The following is an 18966-nucleotide window of genomic DNA, read 5'->3' on the forward strand; positions in this document are numbered from 1 at the left end:
TCCGTTTTGCTCATATAACCTCGCGCTTTCAGCGGCTCAATTCAAGCAACAGCTTATTGAGACGTGACACATAGCTGGCAGGATCGTCCAGTGCAGCACCTGCCGCCAGCCCCGCCTGGTCAAACAGCACCAGCGCAAGCTCGCCAAAGCGCTCTTCATCCGGCTCCTTGTCCAGCTTGTCGATCAACGGGTGCTCCGGGTTGATCTCGAAGATCGGCTTGGTATCAGGCACTTTCTGGCCGGCAGCTTCCATAATACGACGCATCTGCAGCCCCATATCGTAGTCACCGATCACCAGACAAGCCGGTGATTCGGTCAAACGATGGGTGATGCGGATGGAGTCGACACGATCTGCCAGTACCTTGTTCAGGCGCTCCACCAGCCCTTCGTGTTCTTTCGCCACCTCTTCGAGCTTTTTCTTATCCTCTTCGCTTTCGGTCTCACCCAGATCCAGCTCACCCTTGGTGATATCCTGGAAACTGTGGCCGTCAAAGTCGAACAGCTGGCCCATCATCCATTCATCGATGCGCTCAGACAGCAGCAGCACTTCGATCTCTTTCTTGCGGAAGATCTCAAGGTGCGGGCTGTTTTTGGCGGTATTGAAGCTGTCAGCAACGATGTAGTAGATCTTTTTCTGACCTTCCTTCATGCGAGTGACATAGTCTTCCAGCGAAACGTTCTGCTCGGCATTGCCACTGTGGGTTGAGGCAAAGCGCAGCAGCTTGAGGATTTTGTCACGGTTGGCGTAGTCCTCGGCCGGCCCCTCTTTGATGACCTGACCGAAGGTGGTCCAGAACTTGGCGTACTTGTCAGCATCGTTTTTAGCCAACTTCGACAGCATATCCAGCACACGCTTGGTCAGCGCTGAGCGCAGCTTGTCGACGTTGGGGTCTTTCTGCAAAATCTCGCGGGACACGTTCAGTGACAGGTTGTTGCTGTCGACCACACCCTTGATAAAGCGCAGGTACAGCGGCAGGAACTGATCTGCCTGATCCATGATAAACACGCGCTGCACATACAGCTTCAGGCCACGCGGCGCTTCGCGGTTCCAAAGATCGTATGGCGCATTTTCCGGCACATACAACAGGCTGGTATATTCCAGGTTGCCTTCAACCTTGTTGTGTGACCAGGTCAGTGCATCTGCAAAGTCATGCGATATATGCCTGTAGAACTCTTGGTATTCTTCGTCCGTCAGGTCAGATTTGCTGCGCGTCCAGAGTGCAGTGGCCGAATTGACACTTTCCAGTTCAGCTTTCTGCTCAGTCTGCTCTTCGCCCTCTTCTGCCGGCTGCTCCTCTTTCAGCATTTTGACCGGAATGGAGATATGGTCAGAATACTTGCGCACCAGTGAGCGCAGACGCCAGCCATCGGCAAACTCTTCTTCACCCTCTTTAAGCTTGAGTACGATGCGGGTGCCACGGGTGGTTTTGTTAATGCTGCCAACGGTAAACTCACCTTCACCGGCAGACGACCAGTGCACACCGTTCTCGGCGGGCTCACCGGCACGACGGGTATAGACATCAACACGCTCGGCCACAATGAATGCGGAATAGAAACCGACACCAAACTGGCCAATCAGCTGACTGTCTTTGGCCTGATCTCCGGTAAGGTTGGACAAGAAGCTGGCCGTACCGGACTTGGCAATGGTGCCCAGGTGCTCAATCACATCCTGGCGGTTCATGCCGATGCCGCGGTCTTCGATGCTGACGGTTCCGGCGTCTTTATCGAATTCGATGCGGATATCCAGATCCGGGTTCCCTTCATACAGCGCATCGTTATGCAGCGCTTCAAAACGCAGTTTTTCCGATGCGTCCGAGGCGTTGGAGATCAACTCACGCAGGAAGATCTCCTTGTTTGAATAGAGGGAATGGATCATCAGATTCAGAAGCTGTTTAACTTCCGTCTGGAAACCGAGTGTCTCTTTCTGAGTATCTGTGCTCATGGCGGGCTTATCTACCTCCGAAAACTAACGTTCAACGTCACGGATATGGGGGCCCGCCCCGAGATTTCAAGCGCTTATCGCTGAACAGGCGTTAAAGTACCGGCATCCAGAAGAAAATGTGCACGCGCCTGTGCAATCGGTTTGCTTTTGCGTTCCTGCCAGGCCAACACCGAGCAGTTGCCGACCCGACGCCCCTGTCGGCTGACATCACAAATGGCGAATGTGTCTCTATCAAGCCCCGCCCGCATGTAATCCAGTGAGAAGTCGATAATCTTGGCCAGTCCAGGCTGCGGCAGTTGCAGGGTGAGCTGGAACAGCGCTGTCAATTCCATGAAGGATGCAATCACACCTCCGTGAATGGCAGGAATGGTGGGATTGCCAATGTTGCCGGGATTGGCCGGCAGTCGAAAGATAATCTCCTCACCATAACATGCACACTGCACACCCAATACCCGCGCATAGGGGATCAGATCGACCAGCGGCTGATAATCTCCACTTTCCTGTGCCTGACGTACCAGCTCAAGCAGTTGTTGCATTGTCCCCTCCCTCAATCAGGCGACGAAACTCGGACTCGATGCTTCCACCCTCAGGCCGCATGAAGGTTGCAATGGCATAGGCGACCGGCCGTTCGGGATCGTCCTGATAGACCGAAGCACGCGTGAACAGGACGCTACGGGTCACGCGGTAGCATTCTGCACTTACGTAGAGGGGCTGACTCTGGGCAGGGGTCCGCATATGGTCGATACGCAGATCCAGCGTCGGGCAAAGCTCAAACCGATCCAGGGCACACAACGTCGAAACACTGCTGGCGGCATCCACCAGTGTGGTCAGTACACCGCCGTGCAGGTAGGTATCCAGCACCGGGCTGATCAATTGAGGCTGCACCGGCAACACCAGTACAGCACGCCCCTTCTCCGCCTGTATCAGGCGGATGCCCAGCTTCATCATATGAGGCTGGGCGTTCAGAAACCGTGCGCAGCGCCCTGCATATTCCCCCTGCGTCATTTCTCCGCTCCACTGCTCATGGTTAAGGTCTGAAGCGTGGTGGAGGTGAATTCCCGTCGGTACAGGACAAAGACAATCACCATTGTCAGCAGCATGAAGCCCCAGGCATTCATGAACCAGCCCAACACGGCAATGCTGAAATAGTAGGTACGCAAACCGAGGTTGAAGTTGTTTGCGGCCATGGAAGCCATGGTGGCAATGCGTTCTGCGTGGGCACGCACCTGCTTTTCGGACGGGTTTTCTGCCGGCAGGGGGGCGGCACCGATCATCACCGATACAAAGCCATACTGACGCAGGCTCCAAGTAAATTTGAAGAAGGCGTAGATGAACAGCACGATCAGAAGCAGAAGTTTAAGCTCCCATTCCTGCCGGGTTGCAACCACTACAAATGGCAGATCCTGCACCAGATTGATCGCCTTTTCAGCTGAACTCATCACCGTAATCAGACCCGCAAGCACCAGTATGGTGGTCGAGGCAAAGAACGCAACCGTACGCTCAAGATTGGCGATGGCGGTGGTATCGGCGATACGCACTTCACGCGTCATCATGCGCAGCATCCATTCGGTTCGGTACATGTGCAGCATACTGACGAGGCAGGACGTGTGCTTGGCACGGCTGGCAGCGTAATACATATAGCCACGAAAGCAGAACAGAAACCAGGTGATTGCAAAAGCATTCAGCCAGTTGTTTTGGATCAGCAGCAGTAGTTTTTCCATGACCGGACCTGTGACTCAGTGCCTTGATTTCAAACCCTTAATCTACAGGGAATGAGGTCCTCTGTCTGTAGATCACCGCCCGGCATCAGGAAGAACAGGTCAGATGGATTGCGGCAGCCCAGTCCGGTGGGGCATCAGCGTAGGCACTGAATTCAGAGTGCTCATCGCCGGGATGGCGCAACAATGGTAGCAGCGCGTTCAGTGGACGGTAGTCGCCCTGATGAGCTTCGCGAATGACTTCTTCCGCCATATAGTTGCGCAAAATATAGCGCGGATTGACCGAGCGCATCTGTGCCTGACGGATCGGAGTGCTGGCCACCTCATACTCAAGGCGCATCTCGTATTGCCGCAACCACTCCGCAACTGCCTTCTCCTGCCTCGCCAACGCAAGCAGACTGTTGGTAGAGGAGGTGTCGCCCGGCTGCCATTCACACAAGTGGCGCAGAAACCGGTTGTGATCCATCCGTTGTTCAGTCCAGATCGATTCCAGCCTGACAATCAGGTCGGCATCGTCCGACCGGGGGGCTTGCAGCCCTAGACGTGCCCGCATTCTCTTCAGCTTTGCCGCTTCATAGAGCTCTTCGAAGCGATCCAGTTCGGCCTCCAACCTTGATTTTTCTATCAGTGGCAGCAGCGCCTGGGCCAGCGCTGAGAGGTTCCACAGCACAATGGATGGCTGACGTGAGAAGGCGTAGCGCCCGGCATGGTCATTCTTGTTGGCTACATGATCCGGTTCATAATGGTCCATGAACGTGAATGGGCCATAGTCGAAGGTCTCACCGATGATCGACATGTTATCGGTATTCAGCACACCATGCACGAAACCGTAGGCTTGCCAGAGTGCCACCAGCTCAGCACTGCGTCGCACCACTTCAGCAAACATCTGTGCCACGGGCTGCTCGGCTGATTGCAACTGTGGGTAATAGCGTTCTATACAATACTGGGCAAGCCGATGCAGATCATCATGCTGACCACTGTAATAGAAGTACTCGAAGTGCCCGAAACGGATATGGCTGGAGGTAACACGCAGCAACATGGCGCAGGGCTCCATGCCATTGCGCAGGGTGTACTCTTCACTTCCCAGCAGACACAGCGCACGTGTTGTCGGAATGCCCAAACCACACATTGCTTCTGAGGCCAGATACTCGCGAATACTGGAACGTAATACGGCACGACCATCACCGAAACGGGAAAAGGCGGTCTTGCCTGCCCCCTTAAGGTGCAGATCCAGCCGCTGCCCTTCTGGGCCAATCACCTCTCCCAGCAACAAACCGCGCCCGTCACCAAGATCCGGATTGTAGCTTCCGAACTGATGGCCAGTGTACTTCATCGCCAATGGCTCTGTACCCGGCCAGTCGACTTCACCACCACATACCTGTGCAAGCAGGCTTGGACTGACTCCACAGGGATCAAGGCCCAGTTGGCGTGCAACCGGCGGATTAAAGCTGATCAAATGGGCATGCTTCAGCGGACAAATACGTGTCGGTTGAAACCAGTGCCGCGGTAAGCGTGCATAACTGTTGTCAAATACCAGCCCGTCCAGGCCTTGCAAATGAGACATGACCACCCCCTAACGTTCAATGCCATTAACCTAGCATTTTGATCAGGTATTTTCACCCCTCAATTCCGCAGGGTTATTTTTAACGCAACGGCTGGTATTATGAGCCCCCCTTGAAGGAGACCTCTATGTGGATTGAGCTGTCTGATCTGTTCTGGCTGGCGCTGACAGCCTGTCTGTGTTTGATGTGGTGGCAGAATCTGAAGGTACGTGAGTATGCCACGCGCCAGGTACGGGCCTATTGCCAGCAACAGGACGTACAGCTACTGGATGAGAGTATCGCATTGAAGAGCATGAAACCGAGGCGCAATTCCAAAGGCCTTCTCGAACTGGAGCGCTGCTACCAATTCAGTTTCACATCAACTGGAGATGAGCGCTATAACGGCCTGATCCGCCTTAGCGGACGCCGGGTACAGGGTTTTGAACTTCCACCCCACCGTATCGGTTAACCCTTGCTTCGCAGCGCCTTACTGATCAGACGGTCGAGCTGATTGGCAAAGGCCTGGCGGTCGGACTGGCCCATGGCCGCAGGACCGCCACTTTGTACGCCGCTGGCGCGCAACGTTTCCATAAAATCACGCATATTCAGCCGGCCACGAATATTTTCTGCCGTAAACTGCTCGCCTCGCGGCGTTAGAGCCATCGCGCCCTTGTCCAGCAGCTCTGCCGCCAGTGGTATGTCACTGGTAATCACAAGGTCGCCTGCCTCACAGCGGCGTACGATCTCGTGGTCAGCCACATCAAACCCACCAGAAACCTGGATCGCGCGGATATTCGCTGATGGCGGCACCTTGATTGCGTGATTGGCAATCAGTGTCAGCTCCAGCCCGGTCCGATCAGCCGCTCTGAAGAGTATCTCTTTAATCACTACCGGACAGGCATCAGCATCGACCCAGATCTTCATGTCTTTTCCTCAACGCAACTGTCGTACACGGCAGCTGCGGCCCTTGATCTTGCCCTGAGACAGCTTGCGTACCGCCTCTTTCGCCGCCGGCCGACTGACCGCCACATAGGTACAAAAATCGAACACGCGAATTTTGCCGACCTCATCACCCTGAAGCCCCTCGCCACCGGTCAATGCACCCAAAACATCTCCGGGGCGGATCTTCTGTTTTTTACCGATATCAAGTTGCAGTGTTGCCATCGGTGGACGATAACTGCCATCAGCACGTGCGGCGGGCAAAGGCTCTTCCGTGGCAATTATATCCAGCTGGGCTTCAATGCCCGCAAGCTTGTGACCCTCCCGGTCGCTGAACAGGGTTACTGCCACACCACTCTGGCCGGCACGACCGGTGCGTCCAATGCGATGTACATGCACCTGAGACTCCTTGGCGGGACGGTAGTTAACCACGAGATCAAGCCCTTCGATATCCAGCCCCCTGGCTGCAACATCAGTAGCCACCAATACAGAAGCGCTTTGATTGGAGAACCGCACCAAGGTCTGATCACGCTGGCGCTGGTCAAGATCACCGTGCAGAGCCACCGCGGCAATCCCCTCCTGTTGCAAAAAAGATTCCAGATCGCGCACTTCCTGCTTGGTATTGCAGAACACTACCGCCGATACCGGACGATAATGGTAGAGCAGTGCCGTCAAAGCCGCCTGACGCTCCTCTTCGGCAACGCGATGAAAATGCTGGCGGATGCTGCCGGACTGATGCAGCGAGGCCACTTCCACCCGAACCGGGTTGGTTAGAATACGGCTGGCAATGTCCTCAATCTCACGTGGATAGGTTGCGCTGAACAGAAGGCTTTGGCGCTTGGCCGGCGTCTGATCAACAATCGCGTCCACCGCAGCTTGGAAGCCCATTTCCAGCATGCGATCAGCTTCATCCAGTACCAGCACCTGCAACCTGTCCAGTTTGAGAGTGCCCTTGCGCAGGTGTTCCTCAAGGCGCCCAGGGGTGCCGACAACGATATGGGCACCATGCTCCAGTGAGCCAATCTGTGGCCCCAGAGGCTGCCCTCCGCACAATGTCAGCGTTTTGACATTGGGGATCTGACGCGCAAGACGGCGCAATTCCTGTGCAACCTGATCAGCCAGCTCGCGGGTCGGGCAGAGCACCAGCACCTGAACATGAAAACGTGTGGGGTCAAGCTGCTGCAGCACACCCAGACCGAAGGCCGCCGTTTTGCCTGATCCGGTTCTGCCCTGAGCGATAAGATCCTTGCCGTCCAGAATCACGGGGAGACTCTCATGCTGAATCGGGGTCATCAAGTGATAATCAAGCGAGGCGAGATTGTCCAGCAGCTCGGCACGCAACGGCAGGACTGAAAAGGGATGTTGACTCAAGGGAATACCTTCGGAATGTGTTTCTGAAGGCGCATTCTAGCAGAGGGCGGATAGGGGCGCACGGAAACAAAAAAGGCAGCCGAAGCTGCCTTTTTGAAAGAAACCCGACGGCTCTTACTTCATTGCCCAACCGGTCACTTCAGACAGTGCCTTGCCGATATCGGCCAGAGAGCGAACAGTCTTCACACCAGCGTCTTCCAGAGCCGCAAACTTCTCGTCTGCAGTACCCTTGCCACCGGAGATGATCGCACCAGCGTGGCCCATGCGTTTGCCCGGAGGTGCAGTAACACCCGCGATGTAAGAAACAACCGGCTTGGTTACGTTAGCCTTGATGTAGGCAGCCGCTTCTTCCTCGGCAGAACCACCGATCTCACCGATCATAACAATCGCTTCAGTCTGCGGATCGTTCTGGAACATTTCCAGGATGTCGATGAAGTTGGAGCCCGGGATTGGGTCACCACCGATACCAACACAGGTAGACTGACCGAAGCCAGCGTCAGTAGTCTGTTTAACCGCTTCGTACGTCAGAGTACCAGAACGGGAAACGATACCGACTTTACCCGGCAGGTGGATGTGGCCCGGCATGATACCGATCTTGCACTCACCCGGGGTGATAACGCCCGGGCAGTTCGGGCCGATCAGGCGCACGCCCAGTTCATCACACTTCACTTTGCACTGCAGCATATCCATTACCGGGATGTGCTCGGTGATGCAAACGATCAGTTTGATGCCAGCATTGGCGGCTTCCAGGATGGAATCCTTACAGAAGGGAGCCGGAACGTAGATAACAGACGCTTCAGCGCCAGTCGCTTCTACAGCTTCCTTAACGGTGTTGAATACCGGCAGACCCAGGTGCTCAGTACCGCCCTTGCCCGGAGTTACACCACCAACCATTTTGGTGCCGTAGGCAATCGCCTGCTCAGAGTGGAAAGTACCCTGGCCACCGGTAAAGCCCTGACAGATGACTTTGGTATCTTTGTTGATCAGAACGGCCATGATTATTTACCCTCCGCTGCTTTGACTGCCTGCTGAGCAGCGTCAGTCAGGCTGGTTGCTGCAATGATGTCCAGACCGGATTCTGCCAGTTTCTGCGCACCCAGCTCAGCGTTGTTACCTTCCAGACGTACCACAACCGGTACGTTGACACCCACTTCTTTAACTGCACCGATGATACCGTCAGCGATCAGGTCGCAACGTACGATACCGCCGAAGATGTTAACCAGAACCGCTTTAACGTTCTTGTCTTCAAGGATGATCTTGAACGCTTCGGTTACACGCTCTTTGGTTGCACCACCACCAACGTCCAGGAAGTTGGCCGGGAAACCGCCGTGCAGAGACACGATATCCATGGTACCCATGGCCAGGCCTGCGCCGTTTACCATGCAACCGATAGTGCCGGTCAGTGCCACGTAGTTCAGATCCCACTCGGCTGCACGCGCTTCACGCTCGTCTTCCTGAGACGGGTCGTGCATGCCCTGTAGATCCTTATGGCGGTAAACAGAGTTACCGTCGATAACGATCTTGGCATCCAGGCAGTGCAGGTTGCCCTGGTCAGTGATGACCAGCGGGTTGATTTCGAGCAGTGCCAGATCTTTCTCTTCGAACATCTTGGCCAGGCCAAGGAAGATGTTGACGAACTGTTTGATCTGATCACCCTGCAGGCCCAGCTGGAACGCCAGCTCACGACCCTGATACGGCTGAGCGCCGGTCAAGGGATCGATGGTTGCTTTCAGGATCTTTTCCGGAGTCTCTTCAGCAACTTTCTCGATCTCGACACCACCTTCGGTGGAAGCCATGAACACGATGCGACGGCTGGAGCGGTCAACAACCGCACCCAGATACAGCTCGTTAGCGATATCGGTGCAGGTTTCAACCAGAATTTTGGTAACCGGCTGACCATTGGCGTCTGTCTGATAAGTCACCAGACGCTGGCCCAGCCATTTTTCGGCAAATGCCTTGGCGTCAGCCGGAGAGTCAACCAGCTTTACACCACCTGCTTTACCACGGCCACCGGCGTGAACCTGGGCTTTTACAACCCACTTGTCTCCGCCAATTTTTTCAGCCGCTTCAGCAGCCGCTTCCGGAGTATCTACCGCGATCCCTTTGGAGACCGGCAGACCATATTCGGCAAACAGTTGTTTACCCTGGTACTCGTGAAGGTTCATGCTCTAATCCGTTGTATTTTCGGTTATACAGGTATCCCGACCAGAGTGCAGTCAGTCGGGATACACCTTTGTTCTGCAGATCGGCAAAAGCAGGATCTCTGCCCCACCGATTAACCCTTCAGGTTATCGCTTTTTGCGATTTGCAATGTGAATGGCGTGATTGTCCACTGCCAGTGCTGCTTCATGCACAGCTTCGCTGACGGTCGGGTGAGCGAACACCATCAGCTGCAGATCCTCTGCACTGGCGCAGAATTCCATCGCAATCACACCCTGAGCAATCAGTTCGGAGGCGATGCCACCGACCATGTGTACGCCCAGTATGCGGTCGGTTTCTTCGTCAGCAATGATTTTGACGAAGCCATCAGTTGCATTGGCAGCCATTGCTCGGCCAGATGCAGCAAACGGAAATTTACCAACCTTGATTTTTACACCCTCGGACTTGAGCTGCTGCTCGGTCTTGCCGACCCAGGCCAGCTCAGGGAAGGTATAAATAATGTTGGGGATGCAGTCATAGTTCAGTGCAGCCTTGTGGCCAGCAATGATGTCAACGACCATAATCCCCTCTTCAGAGGCCTTGTGTGCCAGCATTGGGCCACGCACGGAGTCACCGATGGCGTAGACGCCTGGCGCATCAGTGCGGCAGCTGTCATCAACGAAGATGAAGCCGCGTTCGTCCAGTTTGACACCGCTGTCTGCTGCCAACAGGCCCTGAGTCTGAGGACGACGTCCAACTGCTACGATCAGCTTGTCGAACACCATCTCCTGGTCACCGCTGGCATCAGCGAATTTCACCTTCACTTCCTTGCCATCGATGATCTCGGTGCCGGTGCAGCGCGCACCCAGCTTGATATCCAGACCTTGCTTGGTAAGCAGTTTTTTGGCTTCCTTGGCGACATCAACATCAGCCAGTGCCAGGAAGTCATCCATCGCTTCAAATACGGTCACTTCAGAGCCGCAACGCGCCCAAATGGAACCCATTTCCAGACCGATGACACCTGCACCAATGATACCCAGACGTTTCGGGGTTTCATCGATATTCAGGGCGCCTTCGTTATCCAGAATCAGACCTTCGGTCAGCGGTGCCGGCGGGATCTCGACCGGTACGGAACCAGACGCCAGAATCACGTTATCGGCAGCGTAAACGCCGGTTTTACCGTCCTGGGCCGTTACTTCAACCTGCTTGTTGGCCAGCAATTTGCCGGTACCCTGCAGCAAAGTCACGCCATTGGCCTTGAACAGACCGGCAATACCACCGGTCAGGTTCTTAACGATCTGATCCTTGCGGGCCACCATCTGCTTGGTGTCCATGCGCACGTTATCGGCCACGATACCCTGAGCAGCGAAACCGTGCTGAGCCTCATGCAGCTTGTGCGTGGTTTCAAGCAGTGCCTTCGACGGGATACAGCCGACGTTCAGACAGGTACCACCGAGAACCGGTGTACCCTTGTCATCAACCCACTTCTCGACACAGGCAGTTTTCAGACCCAGCTGAGCTGCACGAATTGCAGCCACGTACCCGCCGGGGCCGGCACCGATAACAATGAGATCAAATTTATCTGACATTACTTAATCCTGTTTTTCACTCGTTCGATTGCGGGTCTGATTAGACATCCAGCAGCATGCGTGCCGGGTCTTCCAGCAGATCCTTGATGGTGACGAGGAATTGTACCGCCTCTTTGCCATCAATCATACGGTGGTCATACGACAGCGCCAGGTACATCATAGGCAGGATCTCAACCTGTCCATTGACCGCCATTGGACGCTCCTGGATCTTGTGCATGCCCAGAATGGCAGTCTGCGGCGGGTTCAGGATCGGAGTGGACATCAGAGAACCGAACACACCACCGTTGGTGATGGTAAAGGTACCACCCTGCATGTCATCCATGCCCAGCTTGCCCTCACGACCACGTTTGCCGAAATCGGCAATAGTGCCTTCCACTTCAGCAAGGCTCATGGAATCCGTGTCACGCAGCACCGGTACCATCAGACCACGCTCAGTTGATACGGCAACACCGATATCCTGGTAGCCGTGATAGACCATGTCGTTACCGTCGATGGAAGCGTTGACCGCCGGGAAGCGCTTCAATGCTTCAGTAGCCGCCTTGACGAAGAAGGACATGAAGCCCAGACGCGTGCCGCCGTGAACCTTCTCGAACAGGTCCTTGTACTGCTTGCGCAGCTCCATGACCGGCTTCATGTTCACTTCGTTGTAGGTTGTGAGCATCGCCGCATTCTGCTGCGCTTCGACCAGACGCTTGGCGATGGTGGCACGCAGACGGGTCATCGGAACACGCTTCTCGGTGCGCTCGCCAGCCGGAATGTTCAGTGCCGGAGCTGCGGCTGCAGGAGCAGCGGCCGCCGGAGCTGCAGCAGGCTTGTTTTTCAGGAAGTTCTGTACGTCTTCCTTGGTGATACCACCATTCTTGCCGGTACCCGGAATTTTGGACGCATCCAGGCCGTTCTCCTCGATCAACTTGCGAGCGGCCGGACCAACCTTATCAGCGTCAGTGGTCACTTCCGCGGCAGGCGAATCGGCAGATTCGGCTGTGGGGGCCTTTTCAGCCGGTGCTGGCGCAGCCGCAGCCGCGCCCTCCTCGAAGATGGCAATAACTTCTTCGCTCAGAACAGTGTCACCTTCACCCTTGACGATCTCCTTGAGAACACCATCTGCCGGTGCAACCACTTCAAGAACGACCTTGTCGGTTTCGATGTCAACGATCAGCTCATCAGCTGAACATGCTTCACCCGGCTGCTTGTGCCAGGTTGCAACTGTTCCGTCAGCAACGGATTCAGGGAAAGTCGGCGCTTTAATATCGATGGACATGCTGTTTCCTTTATTAATGCTGCTCAGGTCTTGTATGCGAACCTGTCATTAACCGTTGATTGCTTCGTTGACCAGCTGCTCTTGCTGCTCAAGGTGAACCGAAATATAGCCTACTGCCGGTGCTGCGGCATGGGGACGACCCACACCCACCAGATGCAGCTTGGGATCATGCTGCTGCATCACATTGCGCATATGATGCTGACTGCAGTACCAGGCGCCCTGGTTCATCGGCTCTTCCTGACACCAAACCACCGATTCCAGATTGGTGTAATCAGCAATGGCATCTTTCAGGCCCTGTTCCGGGAACGGGTAGAGCTGCTCGATGCGAACGATGGCGACATCGTCCTTTTCCAGTTCGGCGCGACGGTTGTACAGGTCGTAGTAAACCTTGCCACTGCACATGACCACGCGTTTTACTTTCTTCGGATTCAGCTGATCCACTTCCGGAATCACCGGCTGGAACGTGCCTTCGGAAAGATCCTCAAGCGAACAGATCGCCTGCTTGTGACGCAGCAGAGACTTCGGAGACATCACAACCAGCGGCTTGCGCAGCGGACGCACGACCTGACGTCGCAGCAGGTGGAAAATCTGAGCCGGTGTGGATGGCACACACACCTGAATATTGTGCTCGGCACACATCTGCAGGAAACGCTCAAGGCGTGCGGATGAATGCTCGGGGCCCTGACCTTCAAAGCCGTGAGGCAACAGCATGGTCAGACCGCACAGACGGCCCCACTTGTGCTCACCGGAGGTAATGAACTGATCGATAACGACCTGCGCTCCGTTGGCAAAGTCACCAAACTGAGCTTCCCAGATTACCAATGCATTCGGCGTAGTGGTTGAGTAACCATATTCGAAGCCCAGTACCGCTTCCTCAGAGAGGAAGGAGTCATAGATATCAAAGGCTGGCTGCCCATCTGCAAGATTCTGCAGTGGAGTATAAGTGGAAGCATCCTTCTGGTTATGGATCACCGCATGGCGGTGAGAGAAGGTTCCACGCCCCACATCCTGACCGGTAAGGCGAATTGGATAGCCCTCAGCCAGCAGTGTTGCATAGGCCATGGTCTCTGCGAAGCCCCAGTTGATCTCCATGGCGCCGGCGGCCATTTTCTTGCGGTCTTCGTAAATCTTCTGTACCTGACGCTGAACCGCCACCCCTTCCGGGAACTCACAGGTTTTATTGGCCAGCTCTTTCAACAGCTTGGCATCCACCCGCGTGTCACATTCGAAAGACCACTGATGGCCCAGGTAGGGGCGCCAGTCAACGAACAGCTCAGAGTTAGGCTGCAGCACCAGAGACTTGGCCACATGCTCACCGTTTTCCAGTGCCTTGCGGTAATCCTGATCCAGCGCCTTGGATTCTTCAGCCGAGATAACACCCTCTTCGACGAGGCGAGCACCATACAGCTCTCGGGTTGTCTTTTGGGACTTGATTTTACTGTACATCAGCGGTTGAGTACCTGAAGGCTCATCCGCTTCGTTATGGCCGCGACGGCGATAGCACACCAGGTCGATAACCACATCCTTGTTGAATTCGTTACGATAGTCCAGTGCCAGCTGAGTCACAAAGCGGACGGCTTCGGGATCATCTCCGTTCACATGGAAAATTGGAGACTGCACCATTTTGGCCACATCTGTACAATACTCAGTGGAACGCGCATCTTCCTTCTTGGAAGTGGTGAAGCCCACCTGGTTGTTGATCACGATATGGACGGTGCCACCGGTCTTGTAGGCACGGGTTTGAGACATCTGGAATGTCTCCATCACCACACCCTGACCTGCGAAGGCGGCATCACCATGGATGGCAACCGGGATTACAGTATTGCCAACCGGATCATTACGACGGTCCTGACGCGCACGCACGGAGCCCTCAACCACCGGAGACACGATCTCAAGGTGAGACGGGTTGAACGCCATGGCGATGTGAACTTCTCCGCCCGGTGTCATCACATTGGATGAAAAGCCCTGATGGTATTTCACGTCACCAGAGGTTTCGATTACGCGCTTGCCTTCGAACTCGCCGAACAGATCCTGCGGATTCTTGCCAAACAGATTGACCAGCACATTGAGACGACCGCGGTGTGCCATGCCGATTACCAGTTCCTTGGCACCGTCACGACCGGCACGCTGAACCAGCTCATCAAGGCACGGAATCAGGCTCTCGCCACCTTCAAGTCCAAAGCGCTTGGCACCGGCATAGCGTGAGCCGAGATATTTCTCGAGGCCCTCAGCCGCGACCAGGCGCTCCAGAATGTGCTTGCGCTCATCATTGGTCAGCACAGGATGGCTGCGCACAGGCTCCATGCGTGACTGAATCCAGCGCTTTTCCTGTGTATCGACGATGTGCATATACTCAACGCCGACGGTAGTGCAGTAGGTTTTCTTGAGATCAGCCAGGATTTCTTTCAGCGTGCTCTCTTCGGGACCGAAAAACAGTGAACCCAGCTGAAAGCGGGTATCGAAGTCAGCTTCTGAAAGCTCATGAAAGCGCGGATCAAGGTCAGGCACCTGCTCACGCTGCATCAGGTTCAGTGGATCAATATCAGCGTGCTGGTGTCCACGCACGCGATAGGCATTGATCATCCGCAGAACGCGAACCTGTTTCTTTTCATGCTCAGAGCTGACACTGCTGCCGGATACCGGCATGGCGCGCTTTTGATTCTTGGAGAGGAGAAGGAAGTGTTCCCGGATGGTGGAGTGAGGCACATCCTGCGTGATGTTATCACCAACCTTGGGGAGTCGATCGAACTCTTCACGCCATTCTTGTGGAACGGCATTCGGGTCCATCAGGTACGTTTCGTATAGTTGTTCGACATATGAAAGGCTGCCCCCATAGAGATGGGCATTCTTCCACATCTGCTCCATTATGCCATCTTGCATTATCATCTCACCCTGGCTCTGAGAGGGCACTGTAGCGATCAGGCTGCACTATTTCCTGACCCAACAGCCCGTTAACCCTCTGCTGATTACCGTTTTTTGTATCGTCCCGCAGCAACGACGGATCGCGTGCGGCCGCGGTCGATAATTCTACGCTTTTTATTGCGGCCTTAACACCGCTAGCAGGCGAGGATTCTATAAAATTATGCCACATGGATGACATAGGCCTTTTGGCTATGACGCCCGAACCCTCCTGCCTGAGAACCAAAAAAAACGGCATCAAAGATGCCGTTTTTTTATACCCGAGAAAAATCAGGTTGCTTGCTGAATCAGCATGTTGCGAATTTTACCAATCGCCTTTGTCGGATTGAGACCCTTCGGACACACGCTGACACAGTTCATGATGCCATGACAACGAAATACGCTGAACGGATCATCAAGCTCTGACAGGCGTTCATTGGTCGCGGTATCACGACTGTCGGCCAGGAAGCGGTAGGCCTGCAGCAAGCCGGACGGACCCACAAACTTGTCCGGATTCCACCAGAAGGAAGGACAGGCAGTGGAGCAGCATGCACAGAGAATACACTCGTACAGACCATCCAGCTCAGCACGCTCTTCCGGTGACTGCAAACGCTCGATCGCCGGCGGCGGCGTATCATTGATCAGGAACGGCTTGATCTTCTCGTACTGCTTGTAGAACTGAGTCATATCGATGACCAGGTCACGAATCACCGGAAGGCCCGGCAGCGGGCGCAGTACCAGCTTGTCATCCTTGACCACTTCAGACAGCGGCGTGATGCACGCCAGACCGTTCTTGCCGTTCATATTCATGCCATCCGAGCCACACACGCCCTCACGGCAGGAACGACGATAAGCAAGAGTCGTGTCCTTTTCTTTCAGCAGCTGGAGCAGATCCAGCACCATGATGTCTTTGCCACCCGGGATATCAATATGGACATCCTGCATGTAGGGAGCATCGTCCACTTCAGGGTTGTAACGATATACACTTACCAGCATCGCACCAGCCTCTTAATAGGTTCGTACTTTCGGCGGGAACGGATCCATTGTCTTGGGCGCGAAGTTGACTGCGCGCTTGCCAACGGACTTGTTCTGCGGGAAGAAGACGGAGTGGCACAACCAGTTTTCGTCATCACGCTCGGTGAAGTCGTTACGGGCGTGCGCACCACGGGACTCCTTGCGCTCCTCAGCCGCAATCGCGGTTGCTTCAGCAACTTCCATCAGGTTCTCAAGCTCCAGAGCTTCAATACGCGAGGTATTGAACGCCTGACTCTTGTCTTCAAGATGTACGTTGGCAACACGCTCACGGATCTCCTTCAGGAGGCCGAGACCTTTCTGCATGCTTGTGCCATCACGGAACACACCAAAGTACAGCTGCATGGTGCTCTGCAGATCCTTGCGCACATCCGCAACCTTTTCGCCACCTGTGCTGTTATTGAGACGATTCAGACGAGACATCGCCGCTTCAATATCAGACTCGGTCGCTTCAGCCACGGAGTAGCCTTCACGCATCTGCTGCTCGATCTGCATACCCGCCGCACGACCGAATACCACAAGGTCAAGCAGAGAGTTACCACCTAGGCGATTGGCGCCATGTACAGATACACAAGCCGCTTCACCACAGGCGAACAAACCATTGATGATCCTGTCTTCACCGGTCTGAGCATCCGGAGAGATTGCCTGACCACCAATATTGGTCGCAATACCACCCATCATGTAATGGCAGGTCGGCACAACCGGGATCGGCTCTTTCACCGGATCTGCGGCAGCAAAGGTCTTGGACAGTTCGCAGATGCCCGGCAGGCGTGAATGCAACACCTCTTCACCCAGGTGATCCAGCTTAAGATAAACATGATCGCCATTTTCGCCACAACCACGTCCTTCGAGAATCTCGAGAATCATGGAGCGCGCAACAACATCACGACCTGCAAGATCTTTGGCGTTCGGAGCATAACGCTCCATGAAGCGCTCGCCATCCTTGTTCACCAGATAGCCACCCTCACCTCGACAACCCTCGGTTACGAGGACGCCAGCACCGGCAATACCGGTCGGGTGGAACTGCCACATTTCCATATCCTGAACAGGCACGCCAGCACGCATCGCCATACCAATACCATCACCGGTATTGATCAGTGCATTGGTGGTGGATGCATAGATACGACCCGCACCACCAGTTGCCAGCACAGTTGCCTTGGACTTGATATAAACGGTCTCACCGGTTTCGATGCAAATGGCAATACAGCCAACCACATCACCATCGGCATTCTTGACCAAATCAACGGCATACCATTCATTCAGGAAAGTCGTACCGGCCTTCATATTGGCCTGGTACAGTGTATGCAGAAGCGCATGACCGGTACGGTCTGCCGCTGCACAGGTACGAGCTGCCTGTGTAGGGTTATCCGGCCCCTTGGACTGACCACCGAACGGACGCTGATAGATGCGGCCAATTTCGGTGCGCGAGAACGGTAGCCCCATGTGATCCAACTCGAATACAGCCTGAGGACCTACGGAGCACATGTACTCAATTGCGTCCTGGTCACCGATATAGTCTGACCCCTTGACGGTGTCATACATATGCCAGCGCCAGTCATCGTTCGGATCAGCACTGGCAATCGCACAGGTAATACCACCCTGAGCAGACACAGTGTGAGAACGGGTCGGGAATACTTTGGTGACACAGGCCGTATTCAGGCCTGACTGTGCCAACTGCAGCGCAGCGCGCATGCCAGCACCACCACCACCGACGACGATCGCGTCGAAAGTAAGCGTACGCAGTTTAGACATGTTTTAGATACCCCACAGAATCTGGATGCCCCACACGACGTAAATAAACGCCAGCAGGCCGCATGCGGACTGGAACACGAAGCGAGCACCGGTCGCCTTGATGTAGTCAGTAGAAACAGACCACATACCGATCCAGGCGTGCGCCACCATGGACAGGACTGCCAGCAGGGTAAAGATACGCATGACCGTACCGCTGAACAGTTCTTTCCACTGGTTGTAATCCAGTTCCGGATTCATCAGCAGATAGCCGATCATAAAAATGGTGTAAGCCAGCAGTACAATTGCGGTGACGCGCTGCATCATCCAGTCATACAGGCCGCTACGACCAAAGCTTGTGATACTTGTTACCATATCCAGACTCCCGCAAGCAGGATAGCGATGCCCGCTATCACCAAAGTGACCTTGGCTGCCAAACGACCGCTATCCAGTTCTTCACAGTGGCCAAGATCCATGATCAAGTGCTTGATACCTGCAAAGAAGTGGTACAGCAGCGCTGACACCAGCCCCCATGCAATGAGTTTTGCCAGGAATGACTCCTGGAGCATCTCAGCAGCGCGGTCAAAACCGGCCTGAGATTCCAGCGACATACTTAATACATAAAGCATAAAGATGGCGCCAAAGAACAGCGCCACACCTGATACGCGATGCAGTATTGAAGTGATCGCCGGGAGTGGCATTTTTATGGTTCGCAGATCTAAATTTACAGGTCTTTTCTTGTTCACGGCTCTAGTTCACACTTTTCTGTCCAGTTGCAGGACAAGGTTGCTAGGAAGTGCTCAGAGAG

17 protein-coding genes are annotated in these 18966 nt (G+C 54.7%); 1 reads left to right on the plus strand and 16 read right to left on the minus strand.

The genetic code is table 11. The annotated features are described in order from the left end of the window. Nucleotides 1–28 precede the first annotated feature (28 nt). From htpG to CFI10_RS10890, 5 genes are all read right to left on the minus strand, one after another. Nucleotides 29–1942: a molecular chaperone HtpG gene (gene htpG / locus CFI10_RS10870; RefSeq protein ID WP_206834443.1), complete on the minus strand. Its 1914-nt coding sequence runs from the start codon at nucleotides 1940–1942 to the stop codon at nucleotides 29–31. A 74-nt stretch (nucleotides 1943–2016) separates the two neighbouring features. After that, nucleotides 2017–2478 carry a PaaI family thioesterase gene (locus tag CFI10_RS10875; protein ID WP_091823336.1) on the minus strand — a complete coding sequence of 154 codons (462 nt, stop codon included), beginning with the start codon at nucleotides 2476–2478 and terminating at the stop codon, nucleotides 2017–2019. After that, nucleotides 2462–2947 carry a PaaI family thioesterase gene (locus CFI10_RS10880; RefSeq protein WP_206834444.1) on the minus strand — a complete coding sequence of 162 codons (486 nt, stop codon included), beginning with the start codon at nucleotides 2945–2947 and terminating at the stop codon, nucleotides 2462–2464. The genes CFI10_RS10875 and CFI10_RS10880 overlap by 17 nt, the downstream gene beginning before the upstream one ends. Then, nucleotides 2944–3663 carry a DUF599 domain-containing protein gene (locus CFI10_RS10885; RefSeq protein ID WP_091823342.1) on the minus strand — a complete coding sequence of 240 codons (720 nt, stop codon included), beginning with the start codon at nucleotides 3661–3663 and terminating at the stop codon, nucleotides 2944–2946. Before CFI10_RS10885 ends, CFI10_RS10880 begins: the two co-directional genes overlap by 4 nt. 85 nt (nucleotides 3664–3748) lie before the next feature. After that, nucleotides 3749–5224 (minus strand): protein adenylyltransferase SelO, encoded by a 1476-nt coding sequence (locus tag CFI10_RS10890; RefSeq protein WP_206834445.1) that lies wholly within the window; start codon nucleotides 5222–5224, stop codon nucleotides 3749–3751. Nucleotides 5225–5349: 125 nt separating this feature from the next. On the opposite strand from CFI10_RS10890, the gene CFI10_RS10895 reads away from it, so the two are divergent. Continuing rightward, a complete protein-coding gene (locus CFI10_RS10895) occupies nucleotides 5350–5670 on the plus strand; it encodes a DUF3301 domain-containing protein (protein WP_091823349.1) in 321 nt (106 codons plus the stop codon). Here CFI10_RS10895 and CFI10_RS10900 read toward each other — a convergent pair. The 11 genes from CFI10_RS10900 to sdhC all read right to left on the minus strand — a co-directional run bounded on the left by CFI10_RS10900 (nucleotide 5667) and on the right by sdhC (nucleotide 18904). Beyond that, nucleotides 5667–6125: a YaiI/YqxD family protein gene (locus tag CFI10_RS10900; protein WP_206834446.1), complete on the minus strand. Its 459-nt coding sequence runs from the start codon at nucleotides 6123–6125 to the stop codon at nucleotides 5667–5669. The two genes, CFI10_RS10895 and CFI10_RS10900, sit on opposite strands and share 4 nt — an antisense overlap. Nucleotides 6126–6134: 9 nt before the next feature. Next, nucleotides 6135–7511: an ATP-dependent RNA helicase DbpA gene (dbpA, locus tag CFI10_RS10905; protein ID WP_206834447.1), complete on the minus strand. Its 1377-nt coding sequence runs from the start codon at nucleotides 7509–7511 to the stop codon at nucleotides 6135–6137. Between the two features lie 114 nt (nucleotides 7512–7625). Then, complete coding sequence (gene sucD, locus CFI10_RS10910; protein ID WP_091823358.1) at nucleotides 7626–8507, minus strand: succinate--CoA ligase subunit alpha; 882 nt, start codon at nucleotides 8505–8507, stop codon at nucleotides 7626–7628. Nucleotides 8508–8509: 2 nt separating this feature from the next. Continuing rightward, complete coding sequence (gene sucC / locus CFI10_RS10915; protein ID WP_091823361.1) at nucleotides 8510–9676, minus strand: ADP-forming succinate--CoA ligase subunit beta; 1167 nt, start codon at nucleotides 9674–9676, stop codon at nucleotides 8510–8512. 123 nt (nucleotides 9677–9799) lie between these two features. Beyond that, a complete protein-coding gene (gene lpdA / locus CFI10_RS10920; RefSeq protein WP_206834448.1) occupies nucleotides 9800–11239 on the minus strand; it encodes a dihydrolipoyl dehydrogenase in 1440 nt (479 codons plus the stop codon). A 40-nt stretch (nucleotides 11240–11279) separates the two neighbouring features. Continuing rightward, a complete protein-coding gene (gene odhB / locus CFI10_RS10925) occupies nucleotides 11280–12500 on the minus strand; it encodes a 2-oxoglutarate dehydrogenase complex dihydrolipoyllysine-residue succinyltransferase (RefSeq protein WP_091823368.1) in 1221 nt (406 codons plus the stop codon). A gap of 48 nt (nucleotides 12501–12548) precedes the next feature. Further along, on the minus strand, nucleotides 12549–15380 hold the full coding sequence (locus CFI10_RS10930; protein WP_206834449.1) for a 2-oxoglutarate dehydrogenase E1 component: 2832 nt from the start codon (nucleotides 15378–15380) through the stop codon (nucleotides 12549–12551). A 309-nt stretch (nucleotides 15381–15689) separates the two neighbouring features. After that, the gene (locus CFI10_RS10935) at nucleotides 15690–16394 is read right to left on the minus strand and encodes a succinate dehydrogenase iron-sulfur subunit (protein WP_091823375.1); all 705 of its coding nucleotides are present in this window, start codon (nucleotides 16392–16394) and stop codon (nucleotides 15690–15692) included. 12 nt (nucleotides 16395–16406) lie between these two features. Then, the gene (sdhA, locus tag CFI10_RS10940; protein WP_091823378.1) at nucleotides 16407–18182 is read right to left on the minus strand and encodes a succinate dehydrogenase flavoprotein subunit; all 1776 of its coding nucleotides are present in this window, start codon (nucleotides 18180–18182) and stop codon (nucleotides 16407–16409) included. A gap of 3 nt (nucleotides 18183–18185) precedes the next feature. Continuing rightward, nucleotides 18186–18533, minus strand: coding sequence for a succinate dehydrogenase, hydrophobic membrane anchor protein (gene sdhD / locus CFI10_RS10945; RefSeq protein ID WP_091823381.1), 348 nt, complete (start codon nucleotides 18531–18533; stop codon nucleotides 18186–18188). Then, nucleotides 18527–18904 carry a succinate dehydrogenase, cytochrome b556 subunit gene (gene sdhC / locus CFI10_RS10950; RefSeq protein ID WP_091823384.1) on the minus strand — a complete coding sequence of 126 codons (378 nt, stop codon included), beginning with the start codon at nucleotides 18902–18904 and terminating at the stop codon, nucleotides 18527–18529. Before sdhC ends, sdhD begins: the two co-directional genes overlap by 7 nt. Between the last annotated feature and the right edge of the window lie 62 nt (nucleotides 18905–18966).

Origin of the sequence: Marinobacterium iners (genome assembly GCF_017310015.1) — a bacterium.
GTDB classification, from domain to species: Bacteria; Pseudomonadota; Gammaproteobacteria; order Pseudomonadales; family Balneatricaceae; genus Marinobacterium; species Marinobacterium iners.

Bases quoted from the DNA above. Each gene is read 5' to 3' on its own strand.
- htpG (WP_206834443.1), bottom strand. From the start codon at position 1,942: ATGAGCACAGATACTCAGAAAGAGACACTCGGTTTCCAGACGGAAGTT.
- CFI10_RS10875 (WP_091823336.1), bottom strand. From the start codon at position 2,478: ATGCAACAACTGCTTGAGCTGGTACGTCAGGCACAGGAAAGTGGAGAT.
- CFI10_RS10880 (WP_206834444.1), bottom strand. From the start codon at position 2,947: ATGACGCAGGGGGAATATGCAGGGCGCTGCGCACGGTTTCTGAACGCC.
- CFI10_RS10885 (WP_091823342.1), bottom strand. From the start codon at position 3,663: ATGGAAAAACTACTGCTGCTGATCCAAAACAACTGGCTGAATGCTTTT.
- CFI10_RS10890 (WP_206834445.1), bottom strand. From the start codon at position 5,224: ATGTCTCATTTGCAAGGCCTGGACGGGCTGGTATTTGACAACAGTTAT.
- CFI10_RS10895 (WP_091823349.1), top strand. From the start codon at position 5,350: ATGTGGATTGAGCTGTCTGATCTGTTCTGGCTGGCGCTGACAGCCTGT.
- CFI10_RS10900 (WP_206834446.1), bottom strand. From the start codon at position 6,125: ATGAAGATCTGGGTCGATGCTGATGCCTGTCCGGTAGTGATTAAAGAG.
- sucD (WP_091823358.1), bottom strand. From the start codon at position 8,507: ATGGCCGTTCTGATCAACAAAGATACCAAAGTCATCTGTCAGGGCTTT.
- sucC (WP_091823361.1), bottom strand. From the start codon at position 9,676: ATGAACCTTCACGAGTACCAGGGTAAACAACTGTTTGCCGAATATGGT.
- lpdA (WP_206834448.1), bottom strand. From the start codon at position 11,239: ATGTCAGATAAATTTGATCTCATTGTTATCGGTGCCGGCCCCGGCGGG.
- odhB (WP_091823368.1), bottom strand. From the start codon at position 12,500: ATGTCCATCGATATTAAAGCGCCGACTTTCCCTGAATCCGTTGCTGAC.
- CFI10_RS10930 (WP_206834449.1), bottom strand. From the start codon at position 15,380: ATGCAAGATGGCATAATGGAGCAGATGTGGAAGAATGCCCATCTCTAT.
- CFI10_RS10935 (WP_091823375.1), bottom strand. From the start codon at position 16,394: ATGCTGGTAAGTGTATATCGTTACAACCCTGAAGTGGACGATGCTCCC.
- sdhA (WP_091823378.1), bottom strand. From the start codon at position 18,182: ATGTCTAAACTGCGTACGCTTACTTTCGACGCGATCGTCGTCGGTGGT.
- sdhD (WP_091823381.1), bottom strand. From the start codon at position 18,533: ATGGTAACAAGTATCACAAGCTTTGGTCGTAGCGGCCTGTATGACTGG.